Source organism: Streptomyces sp. NPDC059452 (assembly GCF_042750035.1).
In the GTDB taxonomy this organism is placed as follows: domain Bacteria; phylum Actinomycetota; class Actinomycetes; order Streptomycetales; family Streptomycetaceae; genus Streptomyces.
Map to the genome: position 1 here is coordinate 387,313 of NZ_JBHYVE010000003.1, position 18,602 is coordinate 405,914.

An 18,602-nucleotide genomic window follows, 5' to 3' on the forward strand; every position below is an offset into this window, starting at 1 on the left:
CCGCCGATACGTAGCTGATACAGACCCGCGCGGTCCCCGAAGCATTGCCCTGACCGCCCGGAAGTACGGGTCCCGGACGCTGGGGGCGTACCCGACCCCCGGCGTACGTGACGTTGGGAGACCCGTACCGTGCTGAGCACCCAGGAGGACCCGAGCGCCGAGGAGCACACGAGCGCGCAGGAGCACACGCGCGCTCGGAACGCCCCGAACACCCAGGAGACCCCCGCGCCCACCCAGGGCACAGCCCTCGCAGCCCCCACGGCCCCCGCGCCCACCCGGGGCACGGCCCCCGCGCCCACCCGGGAAACAGCCCCCACGCCCCCCGCCTCCCGAGCCGCGAGGCCCCCCGGCCGCCGTCTCGCCGTCGCCGCGCTCCTCTGCGCCGCGCTGATGGCCCTGCACGCCGAGATCCCCAACACGGCCCTCAACCTCGGCAGCCTCTTCCAGACCCTGCTGCCCTGGACCGGCCTGGCCGTCCCGGTGCTCCTCGCCCTCGCGGCCGTCCGGCGCTCCAGGCTCGCCGCTGTCGCCGTACTCGCACCCGCCCTCGTCTGGGCGACGCTCTTCGGCGGAACGCTCATCGACAAACAGTCCGCCGAACGGTCCGCCGGAGACGGCCTCACCGTCCTCAGCCACAACGTCGACGAGGGCAACCCCGACCCGGCCGGGACCGCACGCGCCCTCGCCGGGGCCAAGGCCGACGTCCTGGCCCTGGTGGAGCTCTCCAAGGAGTCCACGCCCGTCTACGAGCGCGAGCTCGCCGCCGCCTACCCGCACCACGCGGTCCTCGGCGGCGTCGGCCTCTGGAGCAGGCACCGGCTCACGGATGTGGCGGAGGTGGAGATCATGCCGTGGACCCGGGCGATGCGGGCCACGGCGGACACCCCCGACGGGCCCGTCGCCGTCTACGCCGCGCACCTCGCCTCCGTACGCGTGACCGCCGCCGGTTTCACCACGGACCGCCGCAACGAGGCGGCCCGGGCGCTGGCCGCCGCCGTACGGGCCGAGACCGCGCCCCGTGTCGTGGTGCTGGGCGACCTCAACGGCACGTACCAGGACGGGGCGCTGGCCCCGGTGACCTCGCAGTTGCGCTCCGCCCAGCGGGAAGCCGGGTCGGGCTTCGGGTTCACGTACCCCGCCGGGTTCCCGGTGGTCCGCATCGACGACGTCCTGGTGAAGGGGATGACCCCGCTCGCGTCCTGGACCCTGCCCGCCACCGGCAGCGACCACCGCCCGGTCGCGGCCACGCTGCGGTTCTGACCCGCGGGCCGCCGCCTACGATGCCCGAAGAACCCTTGACCCAAGCATTCTCCATTCCCCCCACGGCCAGGTAGGAAGCGTGTCGGAACCCCGGGTCCCGGACCCCGTCAGTGTGCTCGTCGTCGAGGACGACGACACGATCCGCCGCGCCGTCCAACTGGCCCTTCAGCGCTACGGATACCGCGTCGACGTGGCCGCCGACGGGCTCGGCGGACTGGAGGCGTTCCGGGCGGGCGGTCACGATCTGCTGATCCTGGACGTGATGCTGCCCGAGCTCGACGGCATCGGCCTCTGTCACCGTATCCGCGAGGAGAGCCTGGTTCCGGTCCTGATGATGTCCGCGCGCGGCGATGCGCTGGACGTGGTCGCGGGCCTGGAGGCGGGCGCCGACGACTATGTGGTCAAGCCGGTCGACACCGCCGTCCTGGTGGCCCGCATCCGCGCTCTGCTGCGCCGCGCCACCTTCGAGCCGGAGCAGAGCGGTCCGCCGCCCGGTCCCCCCGACCACGTGCTGGTCTTCGGCGACCTCAGCGTCGACACCCTCGGCATGGAGGTCCGCCGGGCCGGGGAACCCGTACCGCTGACCCCCACCGAACTGCGCCTGCTGCTGGAGTTCGCCGCCGCGCCCGGTTCCGTACTCGACCGCCGCCGGCTGCTCCGCGAGGTCTGGGACTACGGCTGGGAGGGCGACACCCGGGTCGTGGACCTGTGTGTGCTCCGGCTGCGCAAGAAGATCGGCAGCGGCAGGATCGAGACCGTACGCGGCTTCGGCTACAAGCTCGTCCGCGACTGACCGGCCGGCCGACGGATCATCACCATGGGCCTCCTCAACCCCCGCGCCCTGCGCTGGAAGATCGCCGCGCTCACCGCCGCCGCCTGCTGTGCGGTGGCGGCGGTGGTCGGCTTCCTCGTCCACGACGCGACCCGCGAGCGCGGGTTGCAGGTGGGCCACGACCGCACCCTCACCCGGCTGATCGCGGCCGAGCGCGAGCTGAGCCGTACGGGGGAGGCGCCGCCGGACGTCGACGTACGGACCCGGGAGGAGCTGCCCGAGCCGCTGGCCCGCGATCTCGCCGACCAGTCGGCCACCGGCGGCGGGTACGGCACCTGGTACGACGCCCAGGGCCCCAACTGGTACTGGATGTGGGGCGCGGTGGCGGTCGGGGACGGCCGGATCCTCGTCGTACGGGACGACATGAGCACCGAGGTCCGCAGCCTTCAGCTCCTGGACCGCGCCATCGTCAAGGCGGTGCTCGCGGCTCTCGTCTTCGTCGTCCCGCTCGCCGCCCTCGCCACCGAGCCCATCAACCGGCGGCTGCGGCGCGGAGCCTGTACCGCGCGCAGGATCGCCGACGGGGAGCTGGACGCGCGGATCGGCTCCGCCGGGTGGGTCCGTGACGAGATCACCGAGATGTCGGCCGCCGTCGACGACATGGCCACCGCCCTCCAGCGCAAGCTGGAGAACGAGCAGCGCTTCACTGCCGACGTCGCCCACGAGCTGCGCACCCCGCTGATGGGCCTGTCCACCGCCGCCGGGCTGCTCCCGGAGTCCGACGAGGCGACCCATCTCGTACGGGACCGGGTACGGGCCCTCAACGCGCTGGTCGAGGACCTGCTGGAGATCTCCCGGCTCGACGCGGGCGCCGAACGGGCCAGGCCGGACGCGGTGCCGCTGGGGGAGCTGGTGGCTGATGTGGTGCGGCGTACCGGGACGGAGACGCGGGTCACCGTTGAGGACGCGGCGGTGGTGGAGACCGATCCGCGCCGGGTGGAGCGGATCGTGGTCAACCTCGTCACCAACGCGCACCGCCACGGCGCCGTCCCCGTCGAGGTCACGGTGGACGGCGCCCGGATCGTCGTACGGGACCACGGCCCCGGCTTCCCCGCCGCGCTGCTCGAAGAGGGCCCGCAGCGTTTCCGTACGGGTGCCAGCGAGCGCGGGCGCGGCCACGGGCTCGGCCTGACCGTCGCCCAGGGCCAGGCGGGGGTCCTCGGCGCCCGTCTGACCTTCGCGAACGCGCCGGACGGGGGCGGGGACGGGGGCGGGGCGGTCGTCACTCTTGACCTGGCCCCGGGGCCGCCACCCGGGACGACGGCGTAACAGGGCCTGAACGGAACCTTGTCACCTCGTTACGGGTCCGGCCCCGAACCCCGTAACAGGGGCCGATCCCGAACCCCGTAACAGGGGCCTGGCCGGGAGACCCGTGACAGGGGCCTGGCCGGGACCCGTGGCAGCGCCTGAAACGGAACCGCAACGCACTCTCGCGGCACCCGAAACGGCACCGCACCGGCCTGGAAGAGAGGCTCATCGAAGGTGAGATCCGTGCGGGAACCGCACGCGTTTCTCCTGGAGGTGCCCATGCCCGACTCCCCCGCCACCGGCCCCGCCCCGGCTCTTGCCCCCACCCGTCGCTTCGGCGTCCGCCGCCGCTCCCTCCTTGTCCCGCTCGCCGCGGCCCTCGCGCTCCTCGCTACGGGCATGGGCACCTGGTACGCGCTGGACGGCGGTGGCGACCTGACCGGCCCGGGCGCCCCGGCCGCGGATTCCGCCGCCGACGTCGCGTCCGTGGCGAAGTCGCTGCACCTGCCGTGGCCCTCCGAGGGCCAGGCGAGCGTGGCGGTCGAGGGGGTCGGCAGTCTCGGCACCCGGGGCGAGCAGCGGCCGGTCCCGATCGCCAGCGTCACCAAGGTCATGACGGCCTACGTGATCCTCAAGGACCATCCGATGCGGGCGGGCAGCCCCGGTGCGGCCGTCGCCGCCGACGAGCAGGCGGCGAACGAGTCGTACTCCTCCGTCGAGACGACCGCCCCGGTGCTCGCGGGCCGGACGTACACCCAACGCCGCTTGCTGGAACTGATGATGGTCCCTTCCGGCAACAACATCGCCCGCCTGCTGGCCCGTTGGGGCGCGGGCGGCGAGAAGGAGTTCGTGGCGAAGATGAACGAGACCGCCGCCGCCCTCGGGATGGCGGACACCACCTACACCGGGGTGAGCGGCATGGAGGCGAGTACGAAGAGCACCGCGACCGACCAACTGAAGCTGGCGCGCGCCGCGATGAAGGACCCGGCCTTCCGGGAGATCGTGGCCACCCGTACGGTCGAGGCCCCCGGCGCCGACGTCACCTTCCGCAACACCAACAAGCTGCTGGGCCGGGACGGGGTCATCGGCCTGAAGACCGGCTCCTCCACCCCGGCGGGCGGCAACCTGGTGTGGGCGGTGACGCAGGAGGTCGCCGGTACGCCGCGCCTGATCCTCGGGGTCGTCCTGCACCAGCGCGCCGGTACCAGCCCCACCGAGGGCAGCGCGGCCGCGCACGAGGCCAGCCGCGCCCTGATCGCGGAGATCCGCGCCACGCTCCCGGGCGCGCTGGTCCGTACCCCACGGGGCTAGAGGAGCGCCGAAGTGACGGTTCATGCACACCACGCGACGGGCGTATTGCCCTGTGTGTAAGGGGAGTTGACGTCGAGTCATCATTGTGGCGCGGTCATGACATCCGCTCGGTCGTCCTTGCCCCGCCCGAACACGTGGCGCCATCGTCGGATACGGCGGACGAACCCCCGTACGCCGCATCCCTCGGCGCGTGATCCCCTGGCGCGCCACACGTTCGAGGAGATTTCTTCATGGCAGCAGTGCGCACCACCAAGCGAAGGATCGCCGGAGCGATCGCCGCGGCCACGACCTTGGCGCTCGCAGTCGGAGCGGCCTTACCGGCGCAGGCGGCCCCCCAGCCGCAGGGCAGAGTCCTCCAGGCGGGGGCGGCCGAGGCGGTTCCCGGCAGCTACATCGTCACGCTGAAGAAGACGGCCGGGTTCAGCGCGTCCGCGGCGCAGGGCAAGAAGCTGATCGCGGGCTACGGCGGCGAGATCAAGCGTACGTACACGTCGGCGCTGAACGGCTACGCCGCCAAGCTGAGCAGGACCGGGGCCAAGCGGCTCGCCGCCGACCCGGCGGTCGCCTCGGTCGAGCAGGACCAGAAGGTCCACTCGACCGCCACCCAGACCAACGCGCCCTGGGGCCTCGACCGGATCGACCAGCCGAACCTGCCGCTGAACGGCACGTTCACCTACCCGGACTCCGCCGGTGGCAACACCACCATCTTCGTCCTGGACACCGGTGTCCGCATCACCCACCAGGACATCGTCGGGCGGGCCGTGAACGGCTGGGACTTCGTCGACAACGACGCCGTCGCCCAGGACGGCAACGGCCACGGCACCCACGTCGCCACGACCGCCGCCGGAACCCGGTACGGCGTGGCGAAGAAGGCGAAGATCGTCGCGGTGCGGGTCCTCAACAACAGCGGCTCCGGCACCACCGCCGGGGTCATCGCGGGCGTCGACTGGATCACCGCCAACCGCACCTCCTCCTCGGTCGCCAACGTCTCGCTCGGCGGCGGCCCCAGCCCCACCCTGGACAACGCCGTACGCCGGTCGATCGCGGCCGGAGTGACCTACTCCATCGCGGCGGGCAATTCCAACGCCCCCGCCTCCAACTACTCGCCCGCCCGGGTCGAGACCGCGCTCACCGTCGGCGCCACGACCAGGACCGACGCGCGGGCCAGTTACTCCAACTACGGGCCCCTCGTGAACCTCTTCGCACCGGGCTCCGACATCACGGCGGGCTGGGCCACCTCGGACACCGCCACCTACACGGGCAACGGCACCTCCTTCGCGGCCCCGCACGTCGCCGGAGCGGCGGCGGTCTACCTGACGAACCACCCCGGCGCCTCCCCGGCCGCCGTGGGCCAGGCCCTCGTGAACGGCGCGACCAACAACGTCCTGACCAACGTCGGGGCAGGCTCCCCGAACAAGCTGCTCAGGCTCATCCCGTAACAGCGTGAAGGCCGGGGCCGTACGGGGACCGTCCCCTGTGCGGCCCCCGTCCCGTTCCCCGGCTCATCCCTCTTCCCCGGCTTCCTCAGGCCGATGCTCCGCTGTCGATGACCAGATCGCTGCCGACCACCGCCCCGGCCGCGGGCGAGGCGAGGTACAGCACCGCGGCCGCCACCTCCTCGGCCTCCGCGACCCGGCCGAGCGGGTTCTCCGACTTCATCCGCTCGGTCCGGTCGGCCTCGGTCTCGCCCGGCAGGAGTGACATGGGCGCGGCGGAGGCGCCCGGGCTGACCGCGTTGATGCGGATGCCCTGGTGGATGTGGTCGAGAGCGGCGGCGCGGGTCAGCGTGGAGACCGCCGCCTTCGAGGTGATGTACGCGGCGGCGTTCGGAATGCGCAGGTGGGCGCCCAGGTTGGAGGAGATGTTGACGATGGCCCCGCCGCCGTTCTCCTTCATGTGGGCGATCTCGTGCTTCATGGCCAGCCAGACACCGGTGACATTGGTCCGCAGGACCGCGTCCCAGTCCTCCTCGCTCACGTCTCCGACCGGCCCGGCGCCGCGGAATATCCCGGCGTTGTTGACGGCGATGTCGAGCCCTCCGAAGCGGGCGACGCTCTCCCGTACGAGATCGCGGACCTGGTCGGTGTCCGTCACGTCGGCGGTCACGGCCGCCGCCGTGCCGCCTGCCGCTTCGATGAGGGCGACCGTCTCGTCCAGGGAGGCGGCGGTGCGCCCGGCGGCGACCACCGAGGCGCCTTCGGCGGCGAAGGCGAGCGCGATGGCACGGCCGAGGCCGGACCCGGCGCCGGTGACGAGCACGGTGGTGGAGGCGAAGCGATGCATTCGTACAACTCCTTATGAGGATCGGGCTATTTGGCGGGAAGGTGTGGGTTCCTCGGGGCCTTGACCTCCTGATATTTGACCGAGCGATCCAGTATTCGGGCAGGTGGAGGCGCCGGGTTTCGTGGGGTGTACTCGTGGGCTGTACTCGTGGGGTGTCCCGTGGGCTGTCCCGTGGGGTTCAGTCCAGCAGGGTCAGTGCCTGTTCGGCCGCGTCCCGGACGCGGGCGGGGTCGCTGGAGGCCTTGCCGACGACCCGTACGCCCTGGAACATGACGAGCAGCATGCGGGCCAGTGCCCGTGGATCACGGTCCTCGGGCAGCTCGCCCTGGGCCTGGGCCCGTATGAGCGCGGAGTGCAGCGGGGTCTCGATGTGGTCCCAGCTCAGCTCGACCCGCCGGGCTGCCGCCGGATCGTGCGGGGCCAGCTCGGTCGCGGTGTTGGTGATGAGGCAGCCGCGCAGCCGGCCCTCCAGCGAGGTGGCCTCCGAGGCGAACCTCCGCACCACCGCCCGCACGGCGGGCAGTACGGGCCCCGGCTGGGACAGCTCGGCGATGAGAAGCTGGTCGCGCCCCTCGACGTACCGGTCCATCGCCTTCAGGTACAGCTCGTGCTTGTTGCCGAAGGTGGCGTAGATGCTGGCGCGGCCGATCCCCAGGTGCTCGACGAGATCGGCCATCGACGTCGCTTCGTACCCGCGCTGCCAGAACAGCTCAAGGGCCGACTGCAGCGCGGCCTCCGGATCGAATTCCTTGGTCCTGGCCACACTGAAGAGCGTAAGCCCATGCAGAACGATCGGTCAAGAACGATCGGTCAAGAACTCTCCGGTGGATCGGAGCCGACTTCAGGCTGCACGTGTCACTGGGCGGGGCGTGGGGCCGCCGCGAGCGCGTGCAGGTAGGAGGCCGCGCAGAGCTGGTGGTACTGAAGGTTCCCCAGCTTGCTCCGGATCCGCTCGACGTGGAACCGCACGGTACGGCGGCTGATGCCGAGCTGTTCCGCCATCACCTCGTACGACGGGGCGTCCGCCAGCAGGGAGAAGACCTCGGCCTCCCTCGCGCTGAGCGTGCCGGCCAGCGCGAGGGCCGCGGCGAGGGAAGGCGGCCCGGCGGCCGACGACGCGCTGAGATGTGGAGATCCTGACGGGGACATGCTTTATATATTCACATGTCGGGGAGCGTGGGCAGGCGTTGGAGCCGGTCCGGTCCTCGCAGGTGGGCAGGGGTGGGGCTCCCCATCGGAGAGCCCCTCGTCAGAGCAGCGTGGCGGCCAGCTTCATGCGGTCCTCGTGCTGTCGGCGGGCGAGGTTCAGCGTCTCGGCGTTCTTGTCGGCCAGCCGCTTCTGGTAAGCGGTGGTCACCGCGTAGCGGACGCCGACCAGGTTGACCTTCTTCTTGCACGCCACGTCCGCCGTGGCGGCGGCGATGGCCGCGGAGCCGGACAACTCCTCGTTGCGGTAGCCGAGTTCCTCGGGCGCCTCCATGGGATCGTTGACGGAGTACCCGGCCGCCTTCATGCAGGCCGACCACTTTCCGTCGTTTTCCCGTACGCGCGAGTCCGCGCGGGCCTGGGACTCCGACTCGCTCCGCAGGTTGAACAGGTACATGATGTCCACGGCGCCCGGCTTCGGCGCGTAGAGCTTGAGGAACGCCTCACGGGTGCAGCCGCCCACGGGGACGGCCAGGCCGCCGACCTTCTGGTCGCTGCCGCCTTCGCGCTGCGCGGCCTCCTGGCTCATCGGCAGGGACTGCGGGTCGATGTCGTCCGCACCGCCGAGGACCAGCTGCTCGGTGCTGGAGAGGGTGGGCCGGGCCGGACGCGGCTGTTTCGCCGCGGCGGCGGCCTGCGGGTTCAGGTATCCGTACCGGGCGGCTTCCCCGGCGTCGACCACACCGAAGATGTACCGGTTGTCCGTCACCGGGGCCGCTCGCCGGGCGGGCGGGGCGTAGGTGAACCCGAACCGGGACATGCACCGGACCACGAGGGCGTCCTGCGCGCGGTCGAGCTTCTGCCGCTCGTCGGCGTCGGCCTCGTAGGCCTCCAGCGGGAACTGGAGTCGCTTCGTCTCCAGGATGACCGGGATCTCCCCCGTATCGGGTTCGCCGTCCGTGTCGCCCGGCGCGGAAGTGCCGGCGCAGGCGGTCAGCAGCACGGCGCACGCGGCGGTCAGCGCGGGGGCGAGCCGCCGCGCGAGGGGAGAGGGCATGGGGGTCCTCGGAGAAGTTCGGTGAGAGCTCGGCGGGCGGCGGCATGCGGCCGGTGGCTCCGTCCCGGGTCTCCGGGCGGAGCAGCGGCCGTACGCCGCCGCGACAACGGACGGTCAGGCCCTGCCTCAGCTGTTGGTCGAGGAGATCTTGTTCTTGAAGGTGCTGGAGGCGTTGCCCTTGTAGCCGCCCGGGATGGTGCCCCAGGAGCCGCGGTAGTTGGCGTCCGTGTAGACGTAGTAGTCGAAGACCGAGTCCCGGTTCCAGTAGGACGCCGTGTTGTCGTTGGTGGACTGGCCCGAGCCGCTGCAGCTGCCCTTGAACTTGTCGTTCGTGAAGTTCTCGTCGTGGTCGTAGACGTCGAAGACGCAGCCGAGCTGGCCGGAGTTGTAGTAGAGGCCGAACTCGTTCGTCTCCAGGACGCCGTTCTTGGAGTCGGCCGCGGCACCGACCGCGGTGGTGATCAGCAGACCGGCGGTGGCGGCGGCGACGGCCGCCATCGACCCGAGGCGGCGGGGCAGGCTTCTGGACATCAGATCTCCAGGTGAGTGGTTCGGGGTGGCCGTGGCCGGGAACGCCACGTGATCCAACCCGCCGCCCCGCGGTGTGTCTACTGGCACCGGGGACAGTAGAGGCGCCTGTGACCGCCTGGTAGGTTGCCCAAGATCTCGTACGCGGGACCGTGTCCCGTACGCCTCCGTCTCCGGTACGGGCTCCGCCAACTGGGCTGCCGAAGCGTCGAGTTCACCCCGTCACACCGTGCCGCCCTTCCCCTTCCCCGCCCGTTTCCTCCCAGGAGTCGACGCATGCGCACTGCCCTCCTCGTCTGCGGATCCGTTCTGGCGGCTCTCGCGCTGACCGGCTGCTCCGGTTCGGCCGACGGGGCGGGCCAACCGTCCGCGAGCCCTTCGGAGTCGGTGAGCGCGCAGGAGATCGCGTACTACCGCTGCCTGGAGAAGAACGGCCTCGTCCTGGAGACGCCGAACCCGGGTCAGCTCCGCGTGGACAAGGACAAGAACACCGACGAGGCGGTGACCGTGGCGGCCGAGAAGGCGTGCCAGGACCTCCAGGCGGCGATCCCCGACACGGCGGTCTCCGAGGAGAGCCTGGCCAAGGCGCGCGAACTGAGCTCCTGCGTACGGGAGAAGGGGTTCGCGGACTTCCCCGACCCCGACCCGGAGACCGGCGAGGTCGACCTGACCGTCGCAGGTGTGGCGAAGGACCCGAAGCTGCGCGCCGCGCTGCAGGAGTGCCAGCCGAAGAACGCCGGGGCGGGCGACGCCGTCGTCGGCGGCTGAGCCCGTGGCGGGCGGGGCGGAGAGTACGAGAGGGACGACGGGTGCGCCTGAGGTGACTGGCTCCCCCGCGCAGGAGGCGAACGGATCTTCCGAGCAGGAGGTGACCGCCTCTTCCGGGCAGGAGGCGACCGGCTCCCCCGGGCAGGAGGCGACCAGCCCTCCCGAGCAGGTCGCGGAGGCGGACGGGGTGCGGCAGGCGGTCGGCTCCTCCGGGGGGCTGCGGAGGCGTCGGCGCTGGGTGGCCGTCGTGGCCGCCGGTGCGGTGCTGGTCGCGTTGGGCGGGCTGGGTGCCTCGCTGGTGATCAAGTCGCCCGCACAGGCGGCGGCCGAGGCCGGACCCCCGCCCAGGGACGTGCTGACGGCTCCGGTGGAGCACCGGGTCCTGGTCTCCTCGCTCATCACCCGGGGCCAGGTGGTCGCGGGACAGACGGCGAGGATCGCCCCGCAGATATCGGGCGGCGAAGGGGCGGCCGGTGCGGTCATCACCAAGATCGCCGCCCAGGCCGGGTCCGAGGTGAAGCAGGGCCAGGTCCTGCTGGAGGTCGCCGGACGCCCGGTGTTCGCGCTCAAGGGCACGGTGCCGGTCTACCGGGACCTGCGGCCGGGCGCCACCGGCAAGGACGTCACCCAGCTCCAGAAGGCGCTGCGGGACCTCGGCCACGGCACCGGGGGCGACCCGGAGGGGACCTTCGGCCCGGGGACCAAGGGCGCGCTGGGCGCCTTCTACGCGGCGATCGGCTACGACCCCCGCCCGGCCCAGGACGACGACGGAGCCGCGTTGCAGGCCGCCCAGGCGACGGTGAAGAGTGCCGAACGCGCCCTGGAGGACGCCACGAGCTCCGATACGGACACGGGGAGCCCGGCCACGGGCGGCGGAAGCCCTGCCACGGATGGCGGGGCAACCACGGGTGGCGGCGGGACCACGGGCAAGGCCGTCGAGCGGGCGCGGGAGGATCTCGCCGATGCCCAGCGGGCGTACGCCGAGATCCAGGCCCAGTCCGGCCCCATGCTTCCGGCGGGCGAGGCGGTGTTCCTGGAGGGCTTTCCGGCCCGGGTGGGGTCCGTGCAGGGCCGGGTCGGCGACCAGGTGACGGGCACGGTCATGGTCGTGTCGTCGGGGCGCCTGCTGGTGGAGGCGCGCGTGCCCGAGTACCAGAAGGGGCTGCTGCGCCCCGGCCGGCCGGTGGAGATCCACTCCGAGCTCAGCGGGGTGACCGCCAAGGGAAAGGTGGTCTCCGTCGCGGACTCCATGACCGTGCCCGGACAGTCTTCCGGCGACGGCGACGGGGATGGTGACGGCGGGGACGGCGGCGGCGCACCCGAAGCGGTCGGCGGGGAGTCCGGATACCTGGTGCGGATCACGCCCGACAAGGCGCTCGACCCCCGGCTGACCGGCCAGGACGTCCGGCTCACCATCGAGGCGGCGTCCACCGGCGACAAGGCCCTGGTGGTGCCCGTCACCGCGATCACCTCGGGTGCGGACGGCCGTACCGTGGTCACGGTGACCGACAGCGGCGGGAGCCAGCGCCGCGTGGAGATCCGCCCCGGGACCAGCGGGGACGGCTATGTCGCCGTGCAGCCGGTGGTGGAGGGTGAGTTGAAGGCCGGTGACCTGGTGGTCACGGGCGTCGACGCGGGCCGGACCCTGCCGGATCCGGCGGGCGGTGCGCCACAGTGACGTACGGACTCTCCCATGCCGCAAAGGACTTGACGTACGAACGCTCCCATCCCGTGACCGGCTTGGCGCACGAACTCCCCGAGCCCGTCATCGAGTTCCGGCAGGTCGAGCTGACCTACCCCGGCCCGCCCCCGGTCACGGCGCTCCAACCGTGCGATCTGACCGTGCGGCGCGGGGAGTTCGTGACGGTGGTCGGCCCGTCCGGCTCCGGCAAGTCGACCTTCCTCAACATCGTGGGCCTGCTCGACGGCCCCACCGGGGGCCGCTACCTCCTCGACGGCCTGGACACCTCCGTACTCAAGGACGCCGAACGCACCGCCCTGCGCGGCCGACGGATCGGCTTCGTCTTCCAGTCGTTCCATCTGCTGCCGCACCGCAGCGCGCAGGAGAACGTCGAGCTGGCGCTCGTCTACAACGGGTCACCGCGCAGGACGCGCAGCGCGCTGGCCCGGGAGGCCCTGGAGCAGGTGGGGCTCGGTCACCGGGCCGACGCCGTACCCACGCGGCTCTCGGGCGGGGAGCGGCAGCGGGTGGCGATCGCCCGCGCCCTGGTGGCGCGTCCCGCCCTGCTGCTGTGCGACGAGCCCACGGGCAACCTCGACACGGCCAACGCCCGTTCCGTGCTTGCCCTGTTGGACGAGTTGCACGCGGGCGGCATGACCGTGCTGGTCATCACCCACGACACCGGGGTGGCCGGGCGGGGCAGCCGTACGGTGGCGATCCGGGACGGAGTCCTGCGCGAGCAGTCGGGGGAGCGGCCAGGGGAGCAGTCGGGGGAGCGGCCGGGGGAGCAGTCCGGCGGGGGTCCGGCCTCGGTGCCGGAGGAAGCTCCCGCAGGCGGACCGGTGGAGGCCCGGTGATGCGTGTGCCCCGCCTGTCCAGCCTGTCCCGCTCGTCCCGTCCGCCCGGCTCACCTCGCCCGTCTCGCTCGTCCCGCCTGTCGCGCCCGTCCCGACCGTCCCGACCGTCCCGCCTGTTCCGTCGTCGGGCTTCCGGCCGTGGCGTACCCCTGTCCGTCCTCCCCCTCCGGGACCTGCTGGGTGAGGCGTTCGCCGGGATGCTCCAGCGGCCCGGCCGCTCGGTGCTGACCGCGCTCGGCACGGTCCTGGGCGTGGGCACCTTCGTGGCGATCCTCGGCCTGACGGCGACCACGTCCTCCCAGATCGACGGGCGCTTCAACGCGCTGACCGCCACGGAGGTGACGGTCGAGGACGTCGCCGCCGAGCAGGACCCGTACGCGGGCCCCGCCTTCCCCCGGGACGCGGACGACCGGATCGGCGCGCTCAACGGCGTACGGGCCGCGGGCGTGCACTGGACCGTCCGGACCGGGGCCGACACCCAGGTCCGGGCCGCGCTCGTCGGGGCGGGGACCCAGGGCGCGGACATCGACGTGGTCGCGGCCTCGCCCGGAGTCCTCCAGGCCGCCCGGCCCACCGTGTCCCAAGGCCGCCTGTACGACCGGAGGATGGACGAGAACGGCGAGTTCGTCGCCGTCCTCGGTTCGGGGGTGGCCTCCCGGCTCGGCATCACCACGCTGGGGAGCCGGCCGGCCGTCTTCATCGGCGACCAGCCGTTCACCGTCGTCGGCATCATCGACAACACGCAGCGCAAGGCGGACCTGCTGCTGTCGGTGATCGTGCCGCGGACCACGGCCGAGAAGGTGTGGGGCCCGCCCGAGGGCGGCGGGGCGGCGATGCTGGTCGCCACGGAGCTGGGCGCGGCCCGGCAGGTCGCCGAACTGGCGCCCACGGCACTGCGCCCCGACCACCCCGAGTACCTGAAGGCCGTGCCCCCGCCCGACCCGAAGACCCTGCGGGCGGGCGTGGGCGACGACCTGGGCCGGCTCTTCCTGCTGCTCGCCGCGATCTGCCTGGTCATCGGTGCCGTGGGCATCGCCAACACCACCCTGGTGGCGGTCCTGGAACGTACCGGCGAGATCGGCCTGCGGCGGGCCCTGGGAGCGCGGGGCCGACATGTCATGGCGCAGTTCCTGGCCGAGTCCGGAGCGCTGGGCGCCCTCGGCGGCCTCGTCGGCACCTCGCTGGGGGTGATCACGGTGGTGACGGTGGCGGCGGCCCGCTCCTGGACCCCGGTCGTCCACCCGGCAACGGTCCTGGCCGCACCCGTGATCGGCCTGGTCACGGGCATCCTGGCCGGTCTCTACCCGTCCTGGCGGGCCTCCCGCATCCAGCCCGCCGAGGCGTTGCGGCGGTGAGGGCGACGACCCGGCGACAGCCGGGGGGCGCGTCCCTCAGTCCGCCGCCCGCCACACCGTCATGTCCCCGGTGAGGAAGCTGGACCCGCCCGTCGGCAGAGCCGCCGACTTCACCTGGACCACGAACAGCGCGATGTCCCCGGCGGCGTTCCTGATACAGATCTCGCTGCCTGCCGCCACCGAGGCGAGCCCGAGACTGCGGCTGTCGGTACGGGGGGCATCGTCGAGGAGGGTGCGGCAGTCGTCGTAGGTGGCCCCCGGATCGTCGTACAGCGGGACGATCAGGCCGTTGTTGCTCCGCAGTTCACAGCCGGTGCTCCGGCAGGCGAGGCGGATGTCCCCCTTGCGGTCCTCGCGGATGACCGGCTCCCTGAGGCTCATCGAGTTCTTCTCGTCCAGGAACTGGCCGGGATGCGCGACGGCTTGCGGCTTCGTGGCCCCGGCCGAGGCAGGACCGGGGCTCGATGCGCCCGGTGCCGGGCCGTCGGCCTCCGCCGCCCGGCCACCGCCCTCCGAGGCCGACGCGGGCGGTGACGCGGACGGTGACGCGGAGCCCGACGCGGAGTCCGGAGCCGCGTTCCGGTCGGACGGTGCCGAGGACCCGTCGGAAGCCGCCGCGTTCCGGTCACGGAACCCGTCCGTCGCGTCCAGGATCGTCCACGTCAGCCCGGTCAGCAGCGCCGCCACCGTCACGGCTGCCGCGCTGATCAGCGCGGTGCGCCACCTACGGGCCTTTGCCGTCGTACGTACGGGAAGCGGCCGGGCCACCAACGGCAGCGTGTACACCGGGGTGGGGTCCGGGGCCGGGCCCGGGACCGCCACCTCCGGCCCCGTGATCTCCCGCCAGACGGCCGGTCCGCCGCCCGCGTCGGCATCCGCGCCCAGCCGCTGCCGACACCACGCGACGATCTCCGCCAGGGAGGCCCGCTCCGCCGGATCGGCGGCCAGGCAGCGGGCGATCAGCGGGCGGAGCTGCTCGGGCAGGAGGGACAGGTCGGGCTCCGAGTGGACGATCCGGTACAGCACGCCGACCGAGGACCCACCTCCGTACAACGGCCTGCCCAGCGCCGCGAACGCCGCCGTCTGACCCAGCGCGAAGACATCGGTCGCCGCGGTGATCTCCCCCGTGGACGCCTGCTCGGGAGCCATGAAGGAGGGCGTGCCGACGGTGGCGCCCGTGGCGGTGAGGGACGTCACGCCGGGCGTCAGCGAGATGCCGAAGTCGATCACGCGCGGCCCGTCGGAGGCCAGCAGTACGTTCGACGGCTTCAGGTCCCGGTGCACGATCCCCGCGCCGTGGACGGCCTGGAGCGCCTCGGCCACTCCGGCCACCAGCCACAGCACCGCGCTCACCGGCAGCGGCCCGCGCCGGGCGACGGCATCGTCCAGGGAGGGCCCGGGCACGTACAGCGTGGCCAGCCAGGGCGGTACGCCGTCCACCTCGGCGTCGACCAACTCGGCGGTGTACGCGCCCCGGACCCGCCGGGCCGCCTCCACCTCCCGGCGGAACCGCTGCCGGAAGGCCGGGTCGTCGGCCAGCTCGGGCCGGACCACCTTGATGGCCACGGGGCGGCCGCCCCGGGTGTGCGAGAGGTAGACCCGCCCCATGCCGCCCGCGCCGAGCCGGGCGGCGAGCCGGTAACCGGCGACCGAGGGCGGATCGTCCGCCTGGAGTGGCTGGAACACCTCGGTCGCATGGTTCATCGGCCCGTTCCCCCCGGGTGTCCTGACCCTGTTCATATCTGCTGCTCAACTGGTCAACTGGTCGGCTGATCGGCCGACCGGACCCTCAGCCTAAGCGGGTCGCACGGTCAGACGGGCGGAGCCGACTGCTCCGCATCCCCGCCCGGTGCGCGGGTGAGCAGCCAGCGGGCGAGCAGCAGGAAGCCGACGGCGGTGAGCAGGCCGTGCGCGATACGGACCGGGGGACCGCCGAAGAACTGCGGCAGGTACAGGACGAGGGCGGCACCGAACGGCAGGCCCAGCCAGCGGGCGGCGCGGCCGGAGCGGGCGAGGGCCAGGGCGACGAGCACCCCGGTGGCGGCGAACAGCAGCATCGCGAGGCCGAAGACGGTGGCGGGGACGGCGTCCATGCGGACCGAGTCGGCCAGCGTGAGCAGCCCGGCGTCACCGGTACGGACGGACTCCTCGCTGATGGCCTGGAGTCCGAAGACCTCGCCCCCGTAGTACGGCAGGGCCAGCCCGGCGCCGAACCAGGCGGTGAGGAACGCGGCGGTCATCGGCCGCCCGCCCGGGGTGCCGGTGACGGCGGCGCGGACGCCGATCAGTCCGAGCGGCAGCAGGATGAACGCGAGCATGCCGGCGAGGTGGGAGAGGGCCCAGCGGCCGGAGGCCATGGCGTGCGCGCCGTCGAGCGTGGTCTCGTCGCTGTAGGGGCGCAGGGCCGGGTAGAGCGCGAGGAGCACACCGGCGGTGGTCAGCGCGGCGGCCGCCCACCGGAGGGTGCGTGGGTCGCGCTCGGCGGTCGTCGGGTCCGGCATGGGTGGGTCTCCGTCCTCCCGGGGCGCGGTCCGGCCCCGCGCCTGTGTGGTTCGATCTTCGCCCCGATCGGGCCACGCGACAGGAATTCTGCACATATGGCAGGTGAACGTCCGTTTCCACAAGGCGACTTGAGCGCGACGCCGAACGTCTCGAATCGGTTCGCGGCGGGGAGGGCGGGCCGCCCGGATCACCGGTCCGGGCGGGCGGGCCCGCGCCCTTCCCGGGGCGCGGGCCCACTCACGTGACGAGGTCAGCTCTTGGCGTCGTCGCACCCCTTGCCGTCGGCCTTGATGTCCTTCATGGCCGGGGCGAGGGACGGGAGGACGGCCGAGGGGTCGGTGGTCTCGTTGCGGAACCGGACCTGGACGCTGGGGCTGCGGCCCTGGGTGGAGAACATCTTGGCGGTCCGGTCGTCGGCGGGCTTCTGCGCGACCCAGTCGATCCCGCCCTCGGTGGAGCAGTTGTCACTGGTGTCGGGCGCGGGCATGCCGCAGTACAGGATGATGTCGCCGTCCCCCCAGGCGGCGGCACCGGCCACGTTCGACTTCTCCAGGGAGTGCCCGCCCAGCTCGTCGGGGAGCTTGCCGGTGAGCGTGTCGCACGCCGGATTTCCCGCGAAGGGAGGCTTGGTGAGGTTGTAGCCGTCGCCCGACCCGCATCCGGCGAGGAAGGCGGTACAGGCGGCGGTACAGGCGGCCAGCGCAGCGGCGGCGCGCAGCGGCTTACGTATGCTTTTGGTCAACTCGGACCCCCGTGTGGGTGATTTGTCGGTCGGTACGAGAATCTATCGCGGGGGCACGTGCCGCCCGCACCGGCCACCTGACCGCGCCACGGGAACCCTCGATCACGGCGTACGGAGACGGGTCGGCCCAACTCCCCTTGTGACCCATCGCACACCGCGGAGCCGATGACTCCGCCGCTCGCCATCGGTCATAAGAGCGACGACACACCGCAACAGGAGAGGCCACCCACCATGACCGACAACGCCGTGAAGGGCCCTGCCAGCTACTTCCCGTCCATCGAGAAGAAGTACGGCCGGCCGATCGTCGAGTGGAAGGACCTCATCCGTTCCTCCCCGCTGACCAAGCACATGGAGCTCGTCGGCTGGCTCAAGTCCGAGCACGGGCTCGGACACGGCCACGCCAACGCCCTCGTCGCCCACACCCTCGCCGAGAACAGCGGCAAGTGACCAGGTCCGGGCTTCGGGCCCGGTACCGGCCGCCTCACCCCCGCAGACAACCGGTAGGCACTATTCGTACGTCCTGCTGGTTGCGGTGATCGCGTCACTGCTTCTCCACGTCCTCCGTACGCACTGAGGGCGAGGGGAGGAGCAGGGCTCGACCGGCGCAAGACCATCACCATCCACGCCGGGCGAGAGGGAGAGCGATGCGCCCCACCACATCACCCCTGACCGTCGAGCGGGCCGCCGCAGCCGTCGTCACCCTCGCCGGTGCGGCTGCCGCCGTCCTCCTGGTCGCCCAGGACGCACGGGCGGCGGGTGTGCCCGTATGGCTGCTGCCCGCCCTGGCCGTGCTGGGGGCAGCCGTACCGCTGGTCATCGTGCCGGCGCCGCGCGCACCCTCGTACCGCGCCGCCCTGCCGGCGTTCTTGGCAGCGGCGGCCTGTCACGCCGCGACGCTCGGTGCCTCGGGCGGCGGTCTGTGGCTGAAGGCCCTGCTGGGCCTGTCCGTCGGGGTGTCCGTCCTGGTCTGCGTACGGGTGACCCTGCTGCGCGCCGAGGCGTCGGAGAACCGGCCGAGGAACCGCTTCTGAC

The 18,602-nt window shown here is 72.6% G+C and carries 19 protein-coding genes; 11 read left to right on the plus strand and 8 right to left on the minus strand.

Annotated features, from left to right (window positions below):
• Window positions 1-129: 129 nt before the first annotated feature.
• The 5 genes from ACFW9Z_RS07085 to ACFW9Z_RS07105 all read left to right on the plus strand — a co-directional run bounded on the left by ACFW9Z_RS07085 (window position 130) and on the right by ACFW9Z_RS07105 (window position 6,090).
• Window positions 130-1,260, plus strand: a complete 1,131-nt coding sequence (locus ACFW9Z_RS07085; RefSeq protein ID WP_384635540.1) for an endonuclease/exonuclease/phosphatase family protein — start codon at window positions 130-132, stop codon at window positions 1,258-1,260.
• A 79-nt stretch (window positions 1,261-1,339) separates the two neighbouring features.
• Window positions 1,340-2,053 carry a two-component system response regulator CseB gene (cseB, locus tag ACFW9Z_RS07090; RefSeq protein WP_384635543.1) on the plus strand — a complete coding sequence of 238 codons (714 nt, stop codon included), beginning with the start codon at window positions 1,340-1,342 and terminating at the stop codon, window positions 2,051-2,053.
• Window positions 2,054-2,077: 24 nt separating this feature from the next.
• Window positions 2,078-3,361, plus strand: coding sequence for an ATP-binding protein (locus ACFW9Z_RS07095; RefSeq protein WP_384635546.1), 1,284 nt, complete (start codon window positions 2,078-2,080; stop codon window positions 3,359-3,361).
• Between the two features lie 222 nt (window positions 3,362-3,583).
• Window positions 3,584-4,651, plus strand: coding sequence for a D-alanyl-D-alanine carboxypeptidase family protein (locus ACFW9Z_RS07100; protein WP_384635548.1), 1,068 nt, complete (start codon window positions 3,584-3,586; stop codon window positions 4,649-4,651).
• Window positions 4,652-4,881: 230 nt separating this feature from the next.
• Entirely contained in the window at window positions 4,882-6,090 is a 1,209-nt protein-coding gene (locus ACFW9Z_RS07105; protein ID WP_384635551.1) for a S8 family peptidase, read from the plus strand.
• An 85-nt stretch (window positions 6,091-6,175) separates the two neighbouring features.
• Here the strand turns inward: ACFW9Z_RS07105 and ACFW9Z_RS07110 are convergent, their stop codons facing one another.
• From ACFW9Z_RS07110 to ACFW9Z_RS07130, 5 genes are all read right to left on the minus strand, one after another.
• A complete protein-coding gene (locus ACFW9Z_RS07110) occupies window positions 6,176-6,934 on the minus strand; it encodes an SDR family NAD(P)-dependent oxidoreductase (RefSeq protein WP_384635553.1) in 759 nt (252 codons plus the stop codon).
• 178 nt (window positions 6,935-7,112) lie between these two features.
• Complete coding sequence (locus ACFW9Z_RS07115; RefSeq protein ID WP_384635555.1) at window positions 7,113-7,697, minus strand: TetR/AcrR family transcriptional regulator; 585 nt, start codon at window positions 7,695-7,697, stop codon at window positions 7,113-7,115.
• 92 nt (window positions 7,698-7,789) lie between these two features.
• The gene (locus tag ACFW9Z_RS07120; protein WP_384635558.1) at window positions 7,790-8,083 is read right to left on the minus strand and encodes a response regulator transcription factor; all 294 of its coding nucleotides are present in this window, start codon (window positions 8,081-8,083) and stop codon (window positions 7,790-7,792) included.
• A 100-nt stretch (window positions 8,084-8,183) separates the two neighbouring features.
• On the minus strand, window positions 8,184-9,137 hold the full coding sequence (locus ACFW9Z_RS07125) for a hypothetical protein (protein ID WP_384635561.1): 954 nt from the start codon (window positions 9,135-9,137) through the stop codon (window positions 8,184-8,186).
• A gap of 126 nt (window positions 9,138-9,263) precedes the next feature.
• Complete coding sequence (locus ACFW9Z_RS07130; RefSeq protein ID WP_384635564.1) at window positions 9,264-9,668, minus strand: peptidase inhibitor family I36 protein; 405 nt, start codon at window positions 9,666-9,668, stop codon at window positions 9,264-9,266.
• Between the two features lie 273 nt (window positions 9,669-9,941).
• On the opposite strand from ACFW9Z_RS07130, the gene ACFW9Z_RS07135 reads away from it, so the two are divergent.
• The 4 genes from ACFW9Z_RS07135 to ACFW9Z_RS07150 all read left to right on the plus strand — a co-directional run bounded on the left by ACFW9Z_RS07135 (window position 9,942) and on the right by ACFW9Z_RS07150 (window position 14,326).
• Window positions 9,942-10,433: a hypothetical protein gene (locus ACFW9Z_RS07135; protein WP_384635567.1), complete on the plus strand. Its 492-nt coding sequence runs from the start codon at window positions 9,942-9,944 to the stop codon at window positions 10,431-10,433.
• A gap of 100 nt (window positions 10,434-10,533) precedes the next feature.
• Complete coding sequence (locus tag ACFW9Z_RS07140; protein WP_384635569.1) at window positions 10,534-12,111, plus strand: efflux RND transporter periplasmic adaptor subunit; 1,578 nt, start codon at window positions 10,534-10,536, stop codon at window positions 12,109-12,111.
• Window positions 12,112-12,164: 53 nt separating this feature from the next.
• Complete coding sequence (locus ACFW9Z_RS07145) at window positions 12,165-12,971, plus strand: ABC transporter ATP-binding protein (protein WP_384635572.1); 807 nt, start codon at window positions 12,165-12,167, stop codon at window positions 12,969-12,971.
• A 113-nt stretch (window positions 12,972-13,084) separates the two neighbouring features.
• Complete coding sequence (locus tag ACFW9Z_RS07150) at window positions 13,085-14,326, plus strand: ABC transporter permease (RefSeq protein ID WP_384635791.1); 1,242 nt, start codon at window positions 13,085-13,087, stop codon at window positions 14,324-14,326.
• Window positions 14,327-14,362: 36 nt separating this feature from the next.
• Here the strand turns inward: ACFW9Z_RS07150 and ACFW9Z_RS07155 are convergent, their stop codons facing one another.
• The 3 genes from ACFW9Z_RS07155 to ACFW9Z_RS07165 form a co-directional block, all read right to left on the minus strand.
• Window positions 14,363-16,030, minus strand: a complete 1,668-nt coding sequence (locus ACFW9Z_RS07155) for a serine/threonine-protein kinase (RefSeq protein WP_384635575.1) — start codon at window positions 16,028-16,030, stop codon at window positions 14,363-14,365.
• A gap of 107 nt (window positions 16,031-16,137) precedes the next feature.
• On the minus strand, window positions 16,138-16,827 hold the full coding sequence (locus tag ACFW9Z_RS07160; RefSeq protein WP_384635578.1) for a hypothetical protein: 690 nt from the start codon (window positions 16,825-16,827) through the stop codon (window positions 16,138-16,140).
• Between the two features lie 251 nt (window positions 16,828-17,078).
• Window positions 17,079-17,570, minus strand: coding sequence for a DUF3515 family protein (locus ACFW9Z_RS07165; RefSeq protein ID WP_384635581.1), 492 nt, complete (start codon window positions 17,568-17,570; stop codon window positions 17,079-17,081).
• Window positions 17,571-17,801: 231 nt separating this feature from the next.
• Here ACFW9Z_RS07165 and ACFW9Z_RS07170 point away from each other — a divergent pair, with 231 nt between their 5' ends.
• Both ACFW9Z_RS07170 and ACFW9Z_RS07175 read left to right on the plus strand, forming a co-directional pair.
• Window positions 17,802-18,017 carry a DUF4287 domain-containing protein gene (locus ACFW9Z_RS07170; protein ID WP_384635584.1) on the plus strand — a complete coding sequence of 72 codons (216 nt, stop codon included), beginning with the start codon at window positions 17,802-17,804 and terminating at the stop codon, window positions 18,015-18,017.
• A 197-nt stretch (window positions 18,018-18,214) separates the two neighbouring features.
• Window positions 18,215-18,601, plus strand: coding sequence for a hypothetical protein (locus ACFW9Z_RS07175; protein WP_384635587.1), 387 nt, complete (start codon window positions 18,215-18,217; stop codon window positions 18,599-18,601).
• The last annotated feature ends 1 nt before the right edge of the window (window position 18,602 follow it).

Coding starts and splice junctions, on each gene's coding strand:
- ACFW9Z_RS07160 (WP_384635578.1), bottom strand. CDS start 16,827: ATGCCGGACCCGACGACCGCCGAGCGCGACCCACGCACCCTCCGGTGG.
- ACFW9Z_RS07170 (WP_384635584.1), top strand. CDS start 17,802: ATGACCGACAACGCCGTGAAGGGCCCTGCCAGCTACTTCCCGTCCATC.
- ACFW9Z_RS07135 (WP_384635567.1), top strand. CDS start 9,942: ATGCGCACTGCCCTCCTCGTCTGCGGATCCGTTCTGGCGGCTCTCGCG.
- ACFW9Z_RS07120 (WP_384635558.1), bottom strand. CDS start 8,083: ATGTCCCCGTCAGGATCTCCACATCTCAGCGCGTCGTCGGCCGCCGGG.
- ACFW9Z_RS07155 (WP_384635575.1), bottom strand. CDS start 16,030: ATGAACCATGCGACCGAGGTGTTCCAGCCACTCCAGGCGGACGATCCG.
- ACFW9Z_RS07130 (WP_384635564.1), bottom strand. CDS start 9,668: ATGTCCAGAAGCCTGCCCCGCCGCCTCGGGTCGATGGCGGCCGTCGCC.
- ACFW9Z_RS07175 (WP_384635587.1), top strand. CDS start 18,215: ATGCGCCCCACCACATCACCCCTGACCGTCGAGCGGGCCGCCGCAGCC.
- ACFW9Z_RS07110 (WP_384635553.1), bottom strand. CDS start 6,934: ATGCATCGCTTCGCCTCCACCACCGTGCTCGTCACCGGCGCCGGGTCC.
- ACFW9Z_RS07095 (WP_384635546.1), top strand. CDS start 2,078: ATGGGCCTCCTCAACCCCCGCGCCCTGCGCTGGAAGATCGCCGCGCTC.
- ACFW9Z_RS07105 (WP_384635551.1), top strand. CDS start 4,882: ATGGCAGCAGTGCGCACCACCAAGCGAAGGATCGCCGGAGCGATCGCC.
- ACFW9Z_RS07125 (WP_384635561.1), bottom strand. CDS start 9,137: ATGCCCTCTCCCCTCGCGCGGCGGCTCGCCCCCGCGCTGACCGCCGCG.